The sequence below is a fragment of the Rathayibacter sp. AY1C2 genome (assembly GCF_002931195.1).
Lineage (GTDB): Bacteria > Actinomycetota > Actinomycetes > Actinomycetales > Microbacteriaceae > Rathayibacter.
The window spans coordinates 1-17,940 of record NZ_PSWG01000020.1 but is presented as its reverse complement, the minus strand read 5'-3'; the positions used below and the strand labels follow the sequence as shown (position 1 = coordinate 17,940).

Genomic DNA, 17,940 nt, shown 5'->3' with positions numbered 1-17,940 from the left:
CCGGACCGTCCGCTCCGACGAGAACGACATCAGGTGGAGGCCCGACCCGGCGCTGGAGAGGAGGAACCACCGCGGGTGGAGCGGAGTAGGGCGTACGGGACTTGAACCCGTGACCGACGGATTATGAGTCCGCTGCTCTGACCGGCTGAGCTAACGCCCCGCGGCGGCCGTCCGAGCGGCCGTCAGGTGGCGGCGGGTGCGGACGCTGCGTCGGAGGCCGGATCGGCCACCGGCTCCCCACGATACAGGCTCTCGAAGGTGCTGATCGTGCGGTTGATGTCGTGCGCGGCGACGATTTGGAGGGAGGCGCGCTTCATCGCCTCGAGGTCCTCTTGGTCGGCCGTGAGCACGGCGGTGAGGCGGTCGGCGAGGGCCTCGGCGCTGCCCGGCGCGAAGAGGTAGCCGTTCTCGCCGTCGTGGACGAGGTGCGGGAGGGCCATCGCGTCGGCGGCGACGACGGGGAGGGCCGAGGCCATCGCCTCCATCGTCGCGATGCTCTGCAGCTCGGCGATGGACGGCATGGCGAACACGGTGGCGCGGGTGTACGCCTCCTTGAGCTCGGCGTCCGAGACGTAGCCCGTGAAGCGGACGCGGTCGGCGATGCCGAGGGTCGCGGCGAGCTGCTGGAGGTTGCGCATCTGGTCGCCGCCGCCGACGATCTCGAGCTTCGCGTCGAGCGCCGGGTCGAGCAGGGCGACGGCGCGGAGCAGGACGTCGATGTGCTTCTCGCCGGTCACGCGGCCGACGAAGAGGATCGAGTCGCCGGCGCGGGCCGCGAAGTCGGGCGTGTAGTTGTCGGCGTCGATGCCGCAGGAGATGGCGTGGACGCCCCGGAGGCCCGTGTACTTCTCGAGGAACTGCGCGGCCTTGCGGGTCGGCGTGGTGACCGCCTCCGCCCGGCCGAAGGTGCGGCGCGCGGCCCGCCACGCCATCGCCACGGCCTTGGCCTGCACGGCCTTCGGCAGGAGGGTGAACTCGAGCATGTTCTCGGGCATGAAGTGGTTCGTGCCGACGATGCGGATGCCGCGCTTGGCCGCCTCGATCCCGAGGCCGCGGCCGACGATGATGTGCGACTGGAAGTGCACGACGTCGGGCTTCACCTCGTCGAGGATGCGCGCGCTGTTCTGCCGGATGCGCCACGGCATCGCGAAGCGCAGCCAGTCGTGCGGGTACCAGCGCCAGCTGTAGAGCCGGTGCACGATGATCCGCTGGCCCTCGTGCGTCTCGACCCGGGTGCCGCTCCAGCCGTCGGCCGAAGGGGCGACGACGTGGACCTCGTGGCCGCGCTGCGCGAGACCGGCGGCGAGGCGCTCGGCGAACTTCGCGGCTCCGTTCACGTCGGGAGCGAAGGTGTCGCAGCCGATCACGACCGTCAGCGGTCGGGAGTCGGGCGATCCCGGTCGGGACGCGTCGCGGGGATCTGACACGGGAGGTCCTATCGGTGTCGTGCCGCTCGGGGAGAGAAGGGAGCGATCGGCGGAGGTCGGTCGGTTTCGTGGCTCTCGGCGCGGACCCATTGTAGGCAGAGGAGTCCTCACCACTCGGGATCCCGCGCCGTCAGCGCGCCTGCGGGTGGTGCTTGGCGAGGAGGAAGACGCCGTAGATGGCGACGGCACCGGCCGCGATGAAGAGCGGGATCGCCCACGGGGCCGCGTACTGCGCCTCCCCGAGCACGACGATGCCGATCGCGACGGCGACCAGCGGGTCGATGACGGTGAGGCCCGCGACGACGAGGTCCGGCGGGCCGGAGGAGTAGGCGTTCTGCACGAAGTACCCGCCGAGCGCGGTCGCGGCCAGGAGCGCCACGATGCAGACCACCGTCAGCGGGTCGAACTCGCCGTACTTGATGCGGTTGAGCACGACCTTCGCGAGAGTCGCGACGAAGCCGTAGACCACTCCGGCGCCCACGATGTAGAAGATCGCCTTCGCTCCGCGGCGGAAGACGCGGAAGGCGACGACGAAGACCGTGAGCACCACGGCGAGGATCACGAGGATCGTGATGAGCTCGGGCGTCTGGATGGACTTGTCGACTGCGTTGAACGCCGCCACGAGGACGAACGTGCCGACGCCTCCGACGCAGAGCACGATCGCCCGGATCGACGCCGCGTTCAAGCGCACCCGGCTGACCCGCGCGTTGACGACCGCGGTGATCACGAGCGCCACCGCTCCGAGCGGCTGCACCACGATGAGCGGGGAGAAGCCGAGGCTCGTCAGCTGGAAGACGATCGCGAGACCCAGGAGCAGGGTGCCGATCACCCACGAGGGGCGCGAGAGCAGCGCGACCAGCTGGCCGCCGCTGAGCCCGGAGGAGCCGGAGCGCTTCGAGAACCGCTCCACCTTCGCCACTCCCCGGTGCTGGAACTGCGCGCCGAGGGAGAGGAACACCGCGCCCACGAGAGCGATCGGGATGCCGATGAACTTCGCCGGGTCGTTGAGGAGTTCGGCGAGATCGGCGGGCATGGGGTCGACCCTACCCAGAACGCCTCCGGGAGTCCTCCGACGCACGGGTGAGGGGCTGAGCCCAGCGGATGATCCTCGCGGACCCGGTCGACGGCCCCGCGGTACCCTGTCCCCCATGGCCGTCCTCCCCATCCGCATCGCCGGCGACCCCGTCCTCCACTCCCCCGCCGCCCCCGTCACCGAGTTCGACGATGCGCTGCGCACCCTCGTCGCCGACATGTTCGAGACGATGGACATAGCCCCCGGAGTCGGCCTCGCCGGCCCGCAGGTCGGCGTCCCGCTGCGACTGTTCGTCTACGACTACGCCGACGACGACGGCACCCCCCGCCGCGGCGTCGCGATCAACCCCGAGCTGTTCGTCACGCCGACCCCGCTCGGCGAGGCGGACGAGGACACGGAGTCGGAGGGGTGCCTCTCCTTCCCCGGCGAGCGCTTCCCGCTCCGCCGCTCCGAGCGCGCGATCCTCCGCGCGGTCGACCTCGAGCAGGAGCCGTTCGAGATCGTCGCGGACGGCTGGTTCGCCCGCGTGTTCCAGCACGAGTTCGACCACCTCGACGGCGTGCTCTACATCGACCGCCTCGAGCACGACTACCACAAGCCGGTCGCGAAGATCACCCGCAAGCGCGGCTGGGGCGGCCCCGGCGTCTCGTGGCTGCCCGGCGTGGAGCACCTCGAGGACTGACTCAGGCCAGGTCGACCCCGTGCACGCCGTTGTGGTGGCGGATCGCGGGGAACGAGGCGGTGACGCTCCGGCCGACGCCGGGCGTCCGCTTCTCGGTCACGTCGCCGCCGAAGAGGGCGGCCCGCTCGCGCAGCTCGGCGAGCGCGGGGCTGTCGATGCGCTCGGTGAGCGAGCGCAGATCCGCCTCGAGAGCGCTGGCGTCCTGCTCCGCCGCGCCGTGCTGCTCGCGGTCGTCGTCGACCTCCACCCGGAGGCCCGTGGTCGTCCATCGGGAGCTGATGCGGACCTCGGTCCCCGCGCCGCCGGTCTCCAGCGCCGAGTCGAAGGCGTACTCGAGCACCCGGAGCACAGCCACCTCGGCGCCGTCCTGCAGCGGGAACGGCTCGCCGAACGACTCCTCGCGGACGCTCAGGCCTCGCTCGCGGGCGCCCTCGATCAGGGGGACGGAGCCGCCGGTGCGCGGCAGCTCCCCCGGATCGACGGAGGCGACGGTCGCGATGCGGCGCAGCTGCGCCAGCGAGGCCTCGGCCGCCCGCACGGCACGCTGCGCCGACCGCGCGGCTGCGGCGGGGTCGCGGTCGATCGTGAGCCTGACGCTCTCGGCCTCCTCGACGACGTGCGCGGCGCTGCGGACCGCGAGCTGCTCGAGCTCGCCGACGATGCGGAGCCTCGCCTCCTGCTCGCCGACCGCCAGCTCGAGGCGGACGACGCGCGCCGCCTCCTCCGCACGGCTCTCGGCGGCACGGCGCTCGGCGCCGACGGCGCGGCGCCACAGCACGACGACCGCGACCAGGGCGATCAGGGCGAGGACGAGGACGACTTCGAGCACGACGGCCTCCGGGGGGACGGGACGGGTTCGGCACAGGAGCGCCGGAGAGAGATCGTACCCGCGCCGCGGACAGCGGACCTGAGGCCGCGGAGGGGGTTGCGGAGCCGTACTCAGCCGTCGGAGCGAACGGAGCGGGTGACGGTGAAGCGGCGGTCGCGCGCCACCACCGTGGTCGGCCCGACCGCACGGCGCAGCTCGGCCGGATGCGCGAGGTGGGAGTTGAAGACCGTCCACAGCACGCCTCCGGGGCGCAGCACGCGGCCGGCCGCGCGCAGCATGCGCCGGGCGACGAGGTCGGTGACGGCTCCGTCGGAGTGGAACGGCGGATTGCAGAGCACGACGTCGACGGAGGACGCCTCCAGAGTCGAGGCGTTGTCGTCGCGGAGGACGCGGACGGCCAGCCCATTGGCCGCCGCGGTCGCCCGGGCGGACTCGACCGCGGCACGCGAGGTGTCCGTCGCGATCACGGCGAGGTCGGGGCGGGCCCGGGCCACCACGGCGGCGAGCACGCCGGTTCCGCAGCCGAGGTCGAGTGCGGTGCCCGCGGGGAGGGAGTCGAGATCGAGGGCGGCGAGGAGGGCGCGGGTGCCGAGGTCCAGTCGTGCACCTGCGAAGGCTCCCGGCAGTGCGACGACCTCGAGGTCGAGCTCGTCCAGACGGCGCCGCTCGGGCCCTGGCGCGGGCGGCTGGTCGGGGAGCGCGCCGCTCGCGAGCAGGGCGCGCGACTTCTGCCGGGCGAGGGAGACGTCGATCCGCTCGTAGCGCACGGCGAGCACGTCGTTCATCGTGCGGGTCATGTGCTTGATGCGGCCGGCGCCGATCAGGGTCGCCGCCGGGTTCGCGAGTGCGGTCCCGGCCGCGACGGCGGCCAGCGCGTCGAGCGAGCGCGGCAGGCGCAGGAGCACCGCGTCGGCGTCGCGGACGGCCTCCGCGACGGAGTCGACGATCTCGATCGGCGCGAGATCGACGCCCGACCCCCGCACCGTCTCGAGGTTCTGCGCGAGAGCGCGCTCGGCGGTGATCGAGTCCTGCATGACGCGTACGGCACGGCCGTCGGCGGCGAGGCCGAGGCTCAGTGCCCCGTAGGCGTCCCCGATCACGGCGAGGCGGCCGCGATCGGCGGCGAGGTCGAGCAGCAGGCGGTCGCTGGCGTCGACGGCGACGAGATCCGGCGCCTCGACGTCGGGGCGGCGGCGCAGGAGAGCGAGCACGTCCTCGCGCATCGCCCCTCCGATCGTCGGTCCGAGCGGGTGGGCCCTCGAGGGCGACCGCTCGCGGGCACGAAAAAAGGGCCCGAGAGTGGAGTCCCGGACCCTTCGCTCCCCGACTTGGACTCGAACCAAGAACCTACCGGTTAACAGCCGATTGCTCTGCCAATTGAGCTATCGAGGATCATCCGACCACCCGGAGGCGATCAGTACGGTACTACTTTAGCAAACTCTCCGCGAACGCAAAATCGGGCGCGCACTCAGTAGCCGGAGCCCGGGTCGACGCGGCCGACGAACGGCCCGCCGGCGGCACAGGCGGCCACGTTGGCGCGCACGCGCTCGGCCAGGAGCGGCGCGGTGATCTCGGGGGTGTCCGCGCTGTGGGGCGTGATCAGGCACCGGGGCTCGCTCCAGAGCGGATGCCCGTCCGGCAGCGGCTCGGGGTCCGTCACGTCGAGCGCGGCGCCCGCGAGACGGCCTTCGGCGAGGGCCGCGACGAGCGCGTCCGTGTCGACGAGGCTCCCCCGGGCGACGTTGACGAGCACGGCGTGGGCGGGGAGCCGCGCGAGCAGACCCGCGTCGACCATCCGCTCCGTGCCCGCGGTGGCGGCGGCGGCCAGGACCAGCACGTCGGCGTCCGCCGCGGCCTCGGCGAGCCGCGACGCCGGCAGGGTGCGGGCGGCGCCCTCCACCGGCTCGTCTCCGCGGCGGACGATCGTCACCCGGCAGTCGAAGACGGCGAGCAGCCGCAGGAGCTCGCGAGCGATCCCTCCTGCTCCGACGATCACCACGGAGGCGCGGTGCAGCGTGACCGCCTTCTTCGGCCCCCACGACACGGCGCGCGCCCGCTCCGGCAGCGAGCGCAGGAGGGCGAGCACCAGCGCGAGCGCGTGCTCGGCCACCGGCTCCGCGTAGGCGCCCTTGGCGCTGGTCCAGACGACGTCCGCGCGAGACGCGGCGAGCACGGGCGCGAAGACGTCTACGCCGGCCCAGGGCAGCTGCACCCAGCGGATCGACGGGTGCTCCTCCAGCACAGCGGCCAGCTCGTCCGTGCGGCCGTAGGACAGCCAGAGCAGCGCATCCGGACTCCCGTCGAGTCCGACGACCACTCCCCCGCCCGACTCGACCGCCTCGGCGAACACCGGCTTCGGCCGCGGGAGCACCGCGACGCGCGGGACGGTCACTGGTCGGCCGCCTCGACGCGCTGCGCTCGGGAGGCGTCGAAGCGCTCGTACTCGGCGAAGGCCGCTCCGAGCTCGCGCACGTAGGGGTGCCGGGCCTCGATCAGCACGTCCAGCAGCGGCCCGTACGCGACGACCTCGCCGCCGACGAGCACGGCGATCCGGTCGGTCGCCCGGCTCAGCACGTCGATGTCGTGGCTGACCACGACGGCCGCGAATCCCTCCCGGCGCCGCAGGTCGGCGAGGAGGTCGACGATCGACTCGCGCACCGTCGCGTCGATGCCCGAGGTCGGCTCGTCGGCGATCAGCACCTTCGGCCCGAGCACGAGCGAGCGGGCCACGGCCACGCGCTGGCGCTGGCCGCTGGAGAGCTCGTAGGGGTAGCGGTCGAGCAGGAACAGCGGCAAGTGCACGGAGTCGAGCAGCGTCGCCACCCGCACCGCCGCGGCCTTCGGGTCGTAGTGGCGGTCGCGGAGGAAGATCGGCTCGGCGATCAGCTCCGAGACGGTCAGCTCGGGGCGGAGGGTCGCTCCCGCGTCCTGCGCGAGATGCGCGACGTCGACGGTGAAGCGCTTGAGCTCGCGGGCGGGGAGCGAGCGGAGGCGGTGCCCCGCGACCGTCGCGTCCCCTCCGATGATCACCGGACGCGTGCGGCCGCCGTCGTGCCCCAGGCCGTCGCCGCCGAGCACGCGCGCGAGCGTGGACTTGCCCGAGCCGCTGCCGCCGAGGATCCCGAGCACCTCCCCCGGCTCCACGCGGAGGCTCACTCCCCGCAGTGCCGTCCACCGGCGGCTGATGCCGCGCGGCGGGTACTCGACGCTGAGGTCGTCGACGACGATGGGGGCCTGATCCTCGGCGGTCCGGCTCACGCCCGGCGCTCCGCCTCGACGATGCTGCGCAGGAGCTCGCGCCTCGAGGCCTGCTCGACCGGGTCGGGCACGGGCAGGGAGGCGAGCAGGCGCTGCGTGTAGGGGTGCTTCGGCGCAGCGAGCACCTCCGCCCCCGTCCCCTCCTCGACCAGCTCGCCGCGGTAGAGCACCGCGATGCGGTCGGCGAGCAGGTCGACCACGGCGAGGTCGTGGCTGATGAACAGGGAGGCGAAGCCGAACTCGCGCTGCAGCTCGGCGAACAGCTCGAGCACGCGGGCCTGCACCGACACGTCGAGCGCCGAGGTCGGCTCGTCGGCGATCAGCAGCTTCGGCTCGAGGGCGAGGGCCCGGGCGAGGCTGGCGCGCTGGCGCTGGCCGCCGGAGAGCTCGTGCGGGTAGCGGTCGCCGTAGGAGCGCGGCAGCTGCACCGCCTCCAGGAGCTCGTCGACGCGCGAGCGCGCCCCGGCGGCGTCGCCGGCCCGCCCGTGCACGATCAGCGGCTCGGCCACGCACTCCGCGATGGTGAGCAGCGGGTTGAAGCTCGACGCCGGGTCCTGGAACACGAAGCCGATGTCGCCGCGAACCGGCCGGAAGGCGCGCTCGCGGATGCCGCGCATCTCCTTGCCGAGGACCTTCAGCGACCCGCCGGTCACCGGCGTCAGGCCCGCGATGGCGCGCCCGATGGTGGTCTTGCCCGAGCCGCTCTCGCCGACAAGGCCGAGCACCTCGCCCGCGCGGATGCGCAGCGAGACGCCGTCGACCGCGACGAAGCCGGGACGGCCGAGCCGGCCGGGGTACTGGATCCGCAGGCCCTCGGCGGCGACGAGCGTCTCGGCCTCGGGGGCCTCGGCGCGCTCGACGGCGCGGACGCGGGCGCGCTCGACGCCCTGGCCCACGTGCGGGACGGCGGCGAGCAGCTTCCTCGTGTACTCGGCCTTCGGCGCCGAGAACAGCTCGGAGACCGTCGCCTCCTCGACCAGCTCGCCCTGGTACATCACGGCGACGCGGTCGGCCAGATCGGCGACGACGCCCATGTTGTGGGTGATCAGCACGATCGAGGTGCCGAACTCGTCGCGGCACCGGCGGAGCAGGTCGAGGATCTCGGCCTGCACGGTCACGTCGAGAGCCGTGGTCGGCTCGTCCGCGACGATCAGGCCGGGATCCAGGACCAGGGCCATCGCGATGACGACGCGCTGCTTCTGGCCGCCCGAGAACTGGTGCGGGTAGTAGTCGACCCGCTTCTCCGGCTCCGGGATGCCGACGGTGCGGAGGACGTCGATCGCGCGCTTGCGCGCCTCCTTCTTCGAGACGGAGCCGTGGGCGCGCAGTCCCTCCGCGATCTGCCAGCCCACCGTGAAGACCGGGTTGAGGGCGGTTCCCGGCTCCTGGAAGACCATGGCGACGTCGGTGCCGCGCAGCTCCCGGAGGCGGGCCTTCGGCACGGAGACGACGTCGGTCGCCGCGCTGCCGTCCTTCTTCGAGAGCAGGACCACTCCGGAGGCGGTGGCCGTCTCGGGCAGGAGGCCGAGGATGGTCTTCGCGGTCACGGTCTTGCCGCTGCCGGACTCTCCGACGATCGCCAGGACCTCGCCGCGCTCGACGCGCAGGCTCACCCCGGCGACGGCGCGGACGGCGCCGCGGTCGCTCGCGAAGGCGACCTCGAGGTCGGTGATGTCCACGATCGGACGCGCTGAGGCGTCCCGGACGATGCGCTGGTCGCTCATCGCGTCTCCTCCACTCCGGCGACGGGGTCGTGCCCCGGCGTCTCCAGGCCGTCGGCGGCGAGGACGCCGCCCGGCACGACGGACGTCGCGGCGACGTCGCCGGCACCGGCGGCCACCGCGCGCCGACCGCGCAGGCGCGGGTCGGCGAGGTCGTTCAGGCTCTCGCCCACGAGGGTGATGCCCAGCACCACGAGCACGATCGCCAGGCCCGGGAAGACCGAGGTCCACCAGATGCCGCTCGTGACGTCCGACAGCGCCTTGTTGAGGTCGTAGCCCCACTCCGCGGCCGACGTCGGCTCGATGCCGAAGCCGAGGAAGCCCAGGCCCGCGAGGGTCAGGATCGCCTCGGAGGAGTTCAGCGTGAAGATCAGCGGCAGCGTGCGCGTCGCGTTCCGCAGGACGTGGCGGAACATGATCCGCGGCGTCGACGCTCCGATGACCTTCGCCGACTCGACGAAGGCGTCGCCCTTGATCCGCACTGTCTCGGCCCGGATCACGCGGAAGTACTGCGGGATGTAGACCACGGTGATCGAGACCGCCGCGGCGAAGATGCCGGCCCAGAGGTTCGACTGCCCGCCGGAGATGACGATCGACATCACGATCGCCAGCAGCAGGGTCGGGAACGCGTAGATCGCGTCGCAGATCACGACGAGCACGCGGTCGAGCCAGCCGCCGAGGTAGCCGGAGACGAGGCCGAGGAAGACGCCGAGGAAGATCGACAGGACCACGGCGACGACGATCACGAGGAACGCGGTCTGCGCTCCCCAGATCACTCGCGAGAGGACGTCGTAGCCGCCCACGGTGGTGCCGAGCAGATGCTCCGCGCTCGGCGGCTCCTGCGCGCCGAACGACTCGCCGCCCGAGCGCAGCTGCGAGTAGCCGTAGGGCGCGATCAGGGGCGCGAACAGGGCCACCAGCAGGAACGCGCCGGTGATGATCAGGCCGGTGACGAGCATCCCCCGCTGGAGGCCGACGCTCTGCCGGAGCTGGTGGACGACCGGCAGGCGGTCGACGAGGCGGCGGCGCGGACGCGCCGGGGAGGTGGTGCTCATGCTCAGTACCTCACTCGCGGGTCGATGAGCGCCGCGATGACGTCGACGATGAAGTTGGTCAGCGCCACGATGACGGCGAGCAGGGCGACGATGCCCTGCACGGCCACGAAGTCGCGGGCCTGGAGGTACTCGGCGAGCTGGAAGCCGAGGCCCTTCCACTCGAAGGTGGTCTCGGTGAGGACGGCGCCGCCGAGCAGCAGGGCGATCTGCAGGCCGATCACAGTGATGATCGGGATGAGCGCCGGCCGGTAGGCGTGGGTGCGGACGAGCCGGAACTCGCTGACGCCGCGCGAGCGCGCCGCGTCCACGTAGTCGGTGCCGAGCGTGCCGATCACGTTGGTGCGCACCAGGCGCAGGAAGATGCCCGCGGTGAGCAGTCCCAGTGCGACGGCGGGGAGCACCGCGTGCGAGAGCACGTCCGAGATCGCGGCCGGGTCGCCGGTCTGGATCGCGTCGATCAGGTAGATTCCGGTCTTGTTCTCGAGGAACTGGAGCGAGAGCTCGGTGCTCGTCGAGGCGCGCCCGGCGACGGGGAACCACTTCAGCCAGACGGAGAACACCAGCTTCAGCAGCAGGCCCGCGAAGAACACCGGGGTCGCGTAGCAGAGGATCGCGAAGATGCGCAGCACCGCGTCGGGGGTGCGGTCGCGGTGGTAGGCGGCGAGCATCCCGAGCGGGATGCCGACCAGGAACGCCACGATCAGGGCGTAGAAGGCGAGCTCGACCGTCGCGGCGCCGTAGGTGAGGAGCACCTCGGTCACGGGGCGGTTGTCGCTCAGAGTGGTGCCGAAGTCGCCGGTCAGCAGCTTGCCGAGGTACTCGAGGTACTGCACGATCAGCGGCCGGTCGTAGCCGGCGGCGGCTACGCGCTCGGCGAGCTGGTCCGCGGTCAGGCGGCCGCCGAGGGCCGCCGTGATCGGGTCGCCCGTGGAGCGCATGAGGAGGAACACCAGCGTCACGAGGATGAAGACGGTGGGGATGATGAGCAGGAAGCGGACGAGCAGGTAGCGCCCGAGTCCGCCCCCGGAGCCGCGCGGTCGCCGGGTGGGCGCCGTCGCCGCAGCCGTCGTGGCTGTCGTCACGTGATGCCTTTCGTGGAGAACGGCCGGCGCCTCCTGTCGGGGAGGCGCCGGCCGCGAGGGGGGTGGATCAGCCCTTGCTGAGTGCCGCGTAGCGGAACTTGAACGAGGCGTCGAGGGTGTCCTCGGCTCCGCTCACGGTGCTGCCGACGACCGCGACCTGCGAGCCCTGCAGGTAGGGGACGGTCGAGAGCTGCGCCGCGACCTTCTCCTGGATCTGCTCGATCAGCGCGGTGCGCGCGTCGGCGTCGGTGGTCGAGACCTGCTGCGCGATCAGGCTCTGCACCTCGGCGTCGTCGAAGTGGTTGGCGAGGAAGTTCTCCTTGATGAAGAACGGCGAGAGGTAGTTGTCGGCGTCGGAGTAGTCGGGGAACCAGCCGAGCTGGTACGCCGGGTAGACGTCGCTCGAGCGGTCCTTCGAGTACTGCACCCACTCCGTGGTCTGCAGGTTCACGGTGAAGAGGCCGGTCGACTCCAGCTGGTCCTTGATCAGCGCGTACTCGTCGCCCGAGGACGGACCGTAGTGGTCGTTCGAGTACTGCAGGTTCAGGGTGACCGGAGCGGTGACGCCGGCGGCCTCGAGGGTCGCCTTCGCCTTGTCGGCGTCGGGCGCGCCGTTGCCGTCGCCGTAGAGCGACTTGAGCGGCTCGACCGCGCCGGTCAGGCCGGCGGGGACGTAGGAGTAGAGGGGGGTGTAGGTGCCCTTGTAGACCTGGTCGGCGATCTCGTCGCGGTCGATCAGGTCGGCGACGGCCTGGCGCACGGCGAGGGCCTTGGCGCTGTCGGCCTCACCGGTGGTCGCGCCGAAGGGCTGGGTGTCGAAGTTGAAGACGATGTAGCGGATCTCGCCGCCGGGGCCGTCCACGACCTTGACCGTGTCGTTGCCGCGGAGGTCGTCGATGTCCGTCGCCGAGAGGCTGCGGAACGCGACGTCGATGTTCCCCTCCTGGATGTCCAGCTTGAGGTTGGACGAGTCCGCGTAGTACTTGACGTTGACGGTGTCCGTCTTCGCCTCGCCGAGAACGCCCTGGTAGTCCGGGTACGCCTTGTACTGGATGAGGTTGTTCACGTCGTAGTTCGCGATCGTGTACTGGCCGGCGAAGGCGTCGCCCGAGACGATGTCGGCGTCCGCGGTCAGCTCGTCGGCCGAGAAGACCTCCTCGTCCACGATCGGGCCGGCGGGGCTCGAGAGGATCTGCGGGAAGGTCTGGTCGTTCTCGGACTTCAGCGTGAAGACCACGGTCGTGTCGTCCGGAGCCGCGACGCTGTCGAGGTTCGCCAGGAGCGAGGAGGGGCCGTTCTCGGCCGCGATGCCGACCTGGCGGTCGAAGGAGAACTTCACGTCGGAGGAGGTGAGGTCGTGGCCGTTGGCCCACTTCAGTCCCTCCTTCAGCTTCACGGTGTACTCCGTGGGAGCGGTGAACTCCGCCGACTCGGCGATGTCGGGCTCGACGTCCGGGCTGCCGTAGGGGGTGTTCATCAGGAACGGGAACACCTGGTTCATCACGGCGAACGAGCCGTTGTCGTAGGAGCCCGCGGGGTCGAGCGTCGTGATCTTGTCGGTGGTGCCGATGGTCAGGGCCCCTCCGGCGCTGCCGCCGGACGAGTCGTTCCCGCCGGCGGCGCAGCCCGTCAGCACGAGCGCGACCGCGGCGAAGCCTGCGGCGGCGGCCAGTGCACGGGTGCCGCGAGTGGATGCGGAATTCATCTCCGTCTGCCTCTTCCTGTCAAGGATGGGATGCGGGCGCGCTCCGGGCGCGCGGACTCTCGGCACACAGATCTCCTGTGGGCTGTGGCGTCACGACACTGGACGCCCGCATTGCTGTTCCTCATAGGTAACACAGTTGGAAGCGCTCTCCGAACCGGCACGGGCGTGCGGCCGATTTCTTCACACGACCGCAACACGCTCACTCCGAGCGCAGCGCCCGCTTCTCGCGCTCGAGCTCGACCAGTCGCACCTGCACCGCGCGCGCCATCACCGGATCGGCGGACGCGCGCTGGAGCGCCCCGCGCAGCTCGGCGATCTCGCGGAGCAGGTCGCGCTCGATGAGCGAGATCGCCACGTCGCGGGAGTAGCGGGCGAGCCCCTCCTCGTCGGCGGCCGGGATCGGCGCCACCGCGAGCTGGCGCACCAGCGAGGCGAAGGGGCCGGGGACGTCGTCGGCGACGTGCTCGACCCAGTCGCGGTCCTCCGCCCGCTCGAGGTTCGCGACCACGGCGTCGCGGACCACGCGGAGGGTCTCGTTGGTGACCGCCGCGTGCGCCGCCCGGGCCAGGAGCTCCGGACCCATCGCCTGCGGAAGCTGGAGCATCGCCATCAGCGCCTCGCGCTCGATGCGCGTGACGACGTCGACGGGGAGGTCGGCGATGCGCGCGCCGAGGGGCGCCTCGGCCGCGGACGATTCGCCGCCGCCCCGCCCGCCCTGCTGGTCGCGGCCCTCGGGTCCGGAGGAGCGGGGCCGGGATCCGGCGGAGCGCACGGCGGAGTTGACCTCGGCCATGTCCAGGCCGAGCATCCGGGCGAGCTCCCGGGAGTAGCCGGGCCGCAGCGCCGGGTCGCGGATCTCGGCGACGACCGGGGCGGCCGCGCGCAGGGCCGCGATCCGGCCCTCGACCGTCTCGAGGTCGTAGCGGTCCAGCAGCTGCCGGATCACGAACTCGAACATCGGCTTCTTGTCGTCGATGAGGCGGCGGACGGCGTCGTCTCCGCGGTTCAGGCGGAGGTCGCAGGGGTCCAGGCCCTCGGGCGCGACGGCGACGAAGGTCTGCGCGGCGAAGCGGTGCTCCTCCTGGAACGCGCGCATCGCCGCCTTCTGGCCCGCCGCGTCGGGGTCGAAGGTGAAGACGACCTCGCCGACGCCGCTGTCGTCGCCCAGCACCCGGCGCAGCACCTTGATGTGGTCGACGCCGAAGGAGGTGCCGCAGGTGGCGACCGCGGTGGTGACGCCGGCGAGGTGGCAGGCCATGACGTCCGTGTAGCCCTCGACGACGACCACCCGGTGCCCGCGGGAGATGTCCCGCTTGGCGAGGTCGAGCCCGTAGAGCACCTGGGACTTGTGGTAGACGGGCGTCTCGGGGGTGTTGAGGTACTTGGGGCCCTTGTCCTCCTCGAGGAGGCGGCGGGCGCCGAAGCCGACGGTCTGGCCGGTCACGTCGCGGATCGGCCAGACGAGGCGGCCTCGGAAGCGGTCGTAGACGCCGCCGCGGTTGTTGCTGCTGACCAGGCCGGCCGTGGTCAGCTCCTCCTCCGAGAAGCCGCGGCGCTTGAGCGCGGTGGTGAGACCGTCCCAGCCGTCGGGCGCGAAGCCGATGCCGAAGCGGTCGGCGGCGGCGCGGTCGAAGCCCCGCTCGCCGAGGAAGCGCCGGCCGACGTCGGCGCCCGGGGTCGCGAGCTGCTCGCGGAAGTACTCCTCCGCGGCGTCGTTCGCGGCGAGGAGGCGCGCTCGCCCGCCGGTCTCGGGCGCGCGGCCGTCGCCGTCCTCGTACTGCAGCGGGAAGCCGATCCGCCCGGCGAGGCGCTCGACGGTCTCGCTGAACGAGCTGTGGTCCATCTTCATGACGAAGCTGTAGACGTCGCCCGACTCCTGGCAGCCGAAGCAGTGGTAGAAGCCGGCCTGCGGGCGGACGTGGAAGCTGGGGCTGCGCTCGTCGTGGAAGGGGCAGAGGCCCTTCAGCGAGCCGATGCCGGCCGACTTCAGCGTGACGTACTCGCCGATCACGTCGCCGATGTTCACCCGCGCCTTGACCTCCTCGACATCTGACTGTCGGATCCGAGGCATGGGGTCCATCGTATCGGCCGCCGGAGCCGCCGAGCCGGGGTGGGGAGAACTGCACCAGGGCGGCGCGGATCACCCCGAGACCTGTGATCCACCCGCACCCCGAGATCAGGGTCATCCCTGATCCGCACCCGCCCGCCGTCTCCGAGAATCGACCCATGCCCCCTGCCGCCTCCGGCCCGCCTCTCCGGCGTGCTCTGCTCGTCGCCCTGCTCGGCGGTCTCGTCCTGGGCGGGCTCACCAGCCTGCTGCAGGGCTCCCTCCCGCCGTCGGTGAGCTCGTTCGCCAACTCCTCCGGGGGCTGGTCCATGCTCGTGTTCGCGCTCGTGCGCCTCGGCGGCGCCCGACCGGCAGCGGGGGCCGCGCTCGGCCTGCTGAGCTTCTGGGCGCTTCTCGAGGGCTACGACCTGGTGACCGCGGCGCGCGGCTCCGGCTACTCGCCTCCCTTCACGGACGTCTTCTGGCTGCTCGCCGTCCCCGCCGGGCCGATCCTGGGCGCCGCCGCCGCGCTCACTCTCCACGGCTCGAGGACGTGGCGCGTCCTGGCCGTCGCGCCGCTCTCGGGCGTGCTGATCGGCGAGGGCGTCTGGGCGCTGGGCGCGGTCGCCGACACCACGAGTCCGGTGTACTGGTGGCTCCAGATCGTCCTGGGCGCGGGCTTCCTCGTCCTGGCCGTCGTGCGGAGGAGGCCGCGGGCACTCGTCTCGCTCGCGGCGCTCGGCGTCACCGCGGCGGCCGCCGTCGCCTTCTCCGTCGTCTACTCCGCGCTGTGAACCGTTCGAGAGGGTCGTCGCGGACCCTCCGCGCACTCGCGGGTTCCGCCCTCCTCCTGGCCCTCGCAGGGTGCACCACCACGGCGGACACCCCGGTCGCGCCGCCGTCGTCCGCCTCCGTGCCGTCGTCGGCGCCCTCCGCCACCCCTCCTCCGATCGACGTCTCCGCCGAGCTGGCCGCGCTCGAGAACGAGTTCGACGCCCGGATCGGCGTCAGTGCCGTCGACACCGGCTCGGGTCGCCGGGTCGATCACCGGGCCGACCAGCGCTTCGGCTTCGCCTCGAGCCTCAAAGTCCTCGCCGCGGCGGAGTTCCTGCGCACCGTCCCCGCCGCCGAGCGGGACGAGGTGGTCACCTGGACCGTCGCCGACGTCGAGGCGGCGGGCTACTCCCCCGTCACGGAGAAGACCACCGCCACCGGCCTGCCGCTGTCGCAGCTCGCCGAGGCGGCCGTCCGCCGGAGCGACAACACAGCGCTGAATCTCGTGCTCCGGCGCCTCGGCGGACCCTCCGCCCTCGACCGTGGACTCGAGGCTCTCGGCGACACCACCACCGAGGTGGTGAACGAGGAGCCCGCTCTGAACACGATCGAGCCCGGCAGCACCGAGGACACCACCACCCCGGCCGCGTTCACGGCGGACCTCGCCGCGGTCGCCACAGGTGACGTGCTGTCCGCGGAGGACCGGGCACTCCTGCTCGACTGGATGAGCGGCAACGCGACCGGCGACACTCTCGTCCGGGCGGGCGCTCCGGCCGGCTGGAGCGTCGCGGACAAGTCCGGGGGCGCCGGCGGGATCCGCAACGACGTCGCCGTGGTGACGCCTCCCGGGCGGGACGCGGTCGTGCTGTCGATCCTCTCGACGCGCAACGACCCCGAGGCGGACTACGACGACGCGCTGGTCGCCCGCGCCGCGGCCGTCGTGCTGGGAGCCCTGCGGTAGCGTCCGCCCGGCGTCAGCAGTGCCGGTTCACGTAGCCCGGTGCGCCACGGGGGACGACGTCGCGGTCGCGGAGGGTGACCGAGATGCTCCGGCCCTGCGCGGCGCAGGCCTCGGAGTAGGCGGACCGGCCGTTGTCGGTGTACTCGATCTCGTAGACCTGGCGCCCGTAGACGTCCGTGTACGCCGCGCACTCGTCGTAGACCTGGCACTCCTCGACGACGGCGAAGTCGAAGCCGACCGTCCTCTTCCCGGCAGCGGCGAGGTCGGCTCCGTTCTTCTGGCCGATCGCCAGGCCGGAGCGGTGAGCGCGCGCCGTCAGGAGGGTGGCGAACGCCAGCGCCTGCGACTTCGTCAGCCTCCCGCCCGAGCGGGTGTAGCTGTCCAGATTGTCGGCCTCGACGGCGTCGAAGCCGTCCTCGGCGCAGCCGTCGATCCAGGCGCCGACGATCGCGAGCAGAGCGGTCCGCTTCGCGGCGGTCGAGACGTCGAAGAGGTACTCGTCCGGCCAGCCCGGATCGGCGAGGGGCTTCCCGTCCGCTCGCCTCACCAGGAGCTCGGGGTGCCGCTTCGCGAAGGCGGCGCTCTCGCCGGGCTGGGTCTGGAAGGCGTTCACGTAGCAGATGCTGTAGCGGCCGGCGGCGGGCGCGTCCGTGCGGTCGCGGTCGACGATGGTGACGCTCGACGCCGGAGCGTAGGCGCCTCCCAGCTGGTAGTCGAGGACGCCGTTCGCGGGAGGGAGCAGCGGTGCCGCCGAGGCCGCGGCGGGCTGGATCAGCAGCAGCCCCGCGACGACCAGGGCGAGGAGGCCGAGACGCGGCCGACGCAGTCTCATCCGGGAGCTCCCGGCGTGCGCCCTGCGGCTCGCACGCCCGTGGCCGCCGGCAGCGCGCCGAGTGCGAGCTCGCCGATGACCGCGATGCGGTCCGCCGGTGCTCCGTCGCGGGCCTGCGTCGACATCCCGCTGAGCACGGCGACGACGAAGGCGGCGACGGATCCGGCGTCCGTCTCCGGCGGCACGTCGCCCTCCTCGATCCCGCGCTCGACTCGTGCGGCGACGAGCGCCTCCATCTCGCGGCGACGGGCCTCGAGCCGCGGCTCGCTCAGCACGAAGCAGCCGGCAGGAGTGCCGGGCGCGGAGTACCCCTCCGCGCTGACTCGGACGACGGCGGCGACGGCCTCGCGCGCCGTCGGCCGGTGCGAGTACAGCATCGGCTTGCTCATCCCCGACCGTGCCGCGATGCGGTCGACCCGCGCTCCCGCCAGCCCGTGCGCCGCGAACTCCTCCGTCGCCGCCTCGAGGATCCGCTGCCGTGTCCGCTCCGCTCCCACGCCCTCACCGTACCCGCCGCCCCGCGCCCCTCCGCGC

Annotated in this window: 16 protein-coding genes and 2 tRNA genes; 3 read left to right on the top strand and 15 right to left on the bottom strand. The window is 72.5% G+C overall.

Translation table 11 applies throughout. From position 1 onward, the window contains the following. Nucleotides 1–86: 86 nt before the first annotated feature. The 3 genes from C5C55_RS12975 to C5C55_RS12965 form a co-directional block, all read right to left on the bottom strand. A tRNA-Ile gene (locus C5C55_RS12975) sits at nucleotides 87–160 on the bottom strand. A gap of 22 nt (nucleotides 161–182) precedes the next feature. Next, nucleotides 183–1,427, bottom strand: a complete 1,245-nt coding sequence (locus tag C5C55_RS12970) for a glycosyltransferase (RefSeq protein ID WP_258065199.1) — start codon at nucleotides 1,425–1,427, stop codon at nucleotides 183–185. A 130-nt stretch (nucleotides 1,428–1,557) separates the two neighbouring features. Next, nucleotides 1,558–2,460 carry a DMT family transporter gene (locus tag C5C55_RS12965; RefSeq protein ID WP_104234188.1) on the bottom strand — a complete coding sequence of 301 codons (903 nt, stop codon included), beginning with the start codon at nucleotides 2,458–2,460 and terminating at the stop codon, nucleotides 1,558–1,560. A 115-nt stretch (nucleotides 2,461–2,575) separates the two neighbouring features. Here C5C55_RS12965 and def point away from each other — a divergent pair, with 115 nt between their 5' ends. Next, nucleotides 2,576–3,142, top strand: a complete 567-nt coding sequence (def, locus tag C5C55_RS12960; RefSeq protein WP_104234187.1) for a peptide deformylase — start codon at nucleotides 2,576–2,578, stop codon at nucleotides 3,140–3,142. A 1-nt stretch (nucleotide 3,143) separates the two neighbouring features. Here the strand turns inward: def and C5C55_RS12955 are convergent, their stop codons facing one another. The 10 genes from C5C55_RS12955 to dnaG form a co-directional block, all read right to left on the bottom strand. Beyond that, nucleotides 3,144–3,971 carry a hypothetical protein gene (locus C5C55_RS12955; RefSeq protein ID WP_104223449.1) on the bottom strand — a complete coding sequence of 276 codons (828 nt, stop codon included), beginning with the start codon at nucleotides 3,969–3,971 and terminating at the stop codon, nucleotides 3,144–3,146. 110 nt (nucleotides 3,972–4,081) lie between these two features. Next, nucleotides 4,082–5,194: a class I SAM-dependent methyltransferase gene (locus tag C5C55_RS12950; protein WP_104234186.1), complete on the bottom strand. Its 1,113-nt coding sequence runs from the start codon at nucleotides 5,192–5,194 to the stop codon at nucleotides 4,082–4,084. 96 nt (nucleotides 5,195–5,290) lie between these two features. Continuing rightward, nucleotides 5,291–5,363: transfer RNA gene (locus tag C5C55_RS12945), tRNA-Asn, on the bottom strand. 76 nt (nucleotides 5,364–5,439) lie between these two features. Further along, nucleotides 5,440–6,363, bottom strand: coding sequence for an NAD(P)-dependent oxidoreductase (locus C5C55_RS12940; RefSeq protein WP_258069488.1), 924 nt, complete (start codon nucleotides 6,361–6,363; stop codon nucleotides 5,440–5,442). Beyond that, nucleotides 6,360–7,229 carry an ATP-binding cassette domain-containing protein gene (locus C5C55_RS12935; protein WP_258072556.1) on the bottom strand — a complete coding sequence of 290 codons (870 nt, stop codon included), beginning with the start codon at nucleotides 7,227–7,229 and terminating at the stop codon, nucleotides 6,360–6,362. Before C5C55_RS12935 ends, C5C55_RS12940 begins: the two co-directional genes overlap by 4 nt. Then, on the bottom strand, nucleotides 7,226–8,953 hold the full coding sequence (locus tag C5C55_RS12930) for an ABC transporter ATP-binding protein (RefSeq protein ID WP_104226684.1): 1,728 nt from the start codon (nucleotides 8,951–8,953) through the stop codon (nucleotides 7,226–7,228). The genes C5C55_RS12935 and C5C55_RS12930 overlap by 4 nt, the downstream gene beginning before the upstream one ends. Beyond that, nucleotides 8,950–10,005, bottom strand: coding sequence for an ABC transporter permease (locus C5C55_RS12925; RefSeq protein ID WP_104226685.1), 1,056 nt, complete (start codon nucleotides 10,003–10,005; stop codon nucleotides 8,950–8,952). Before C5C55_RS12925 ends, C5C55_RS12930 begins: the two co-directional genes overlap by 4 nt. A gap of 2 nt (nucleotides 10,006–10,007) precedes the next feature. After that, complete coding sequence (locus C5C55_RS12920) at nucleotides 10,008–11,087, bottom strand: ABC transporter permease (protein ID WP_104223444.1); 1,080 nt, start codon at nucleotides 11,085–11,087, stop codon at nucleotides 10,008–10,010. Between the two features lie 67 nt (nucleotides 11,088–11,154). After that, nucleotides 11,155–12,792 (bottom strand): ABC transporter substrate-binding protein, encoded by a 1,638-nt coding sequence (locus C5C55_RS12915; RefSeq protein ID WP_104223443.1) that lies wholly within the window; start codon nucleotides 12,790–12,792, stop codon nucleotides 11,155–11,157. 199 nt (nucleotides 12,793–12,991) lie between these two features. Beyond that, the gene (gene dnaG / locus C5C55_RS12910; RefSeq protein ID WP_104234185.1) at nucleotides 12,992–14,863 is read right to left on the bottom strand and encodes a DNA primase; all 1,872 of its coding nucleotides are present in this window, start codon (nucleotides 14,861–14,863) and stop codon (nucleotides 12,992–12,994) included. A 155-nt stretch (nucleotides 14,864–15,018) separates the two neighbouring features. On the opposite strand from dnaG, the gene C5C55_RS12905 reads away from it, so the two are divergent. Next, nucleotides 15,019–15,633, top strand: coding sequence for a DUF6518 family protein (locus C5C55_RS12905; protein ID WP_181067855.1), 615 nt, complete (start codon nucleotides 15,019–15,021; stop codon nucleotides 15,631–15,633). Beyond that, nucleotides 15,630–16,574 carry a class A beta-lactamase gene (gene bla, locus C5C55_RS12900; RefSeq protein ID WP_104234184.1) on the top strand — a complete coding sequence of 315 codons (945 nt, stop codon included), beginning with the start codon at nucleotides 15,630–15,632 and terminating at the stop codon, nucleotides 16,572–16,574. Before C5C55_RS12905 ends, bla begins: the two co-directional genes overlap by 4 nt. 13 nt (nucleotides 16,575–16,587) lie before the next feature. On the opposite strand, the gene C5C55_RS12895 is transcribed toward bla, so the two are convergent. Then, a complete protein-coding gene (locus C5C55_RS12895) occupies nucleotides 16,588–17,406 on the bottom strand; it encodes an endo alpha-1,4 polygalactosaminidase (protein ID WP_104234183.1) in 819 nt (272 codons plus the stop codon). Beyond that, nucleotides 17,403–17,903, bottom strand: a complete 501-nt coding sequence (locus C5C55_RS16885) for a TetR family transcriptional regulator (protein WP_104226690.1) — start codon at nucleotides 17,901–17,903, stop codon at nucleotides 17,403–17,405. The genes C5C55_RS12895 and C5C55_RS16885 overlap by 4 nt, the downstream gene beginning before the upstream one ends. Between the last annotated feature and the right edge of the window lie 37 nt (nucleotides 17,904–17,940).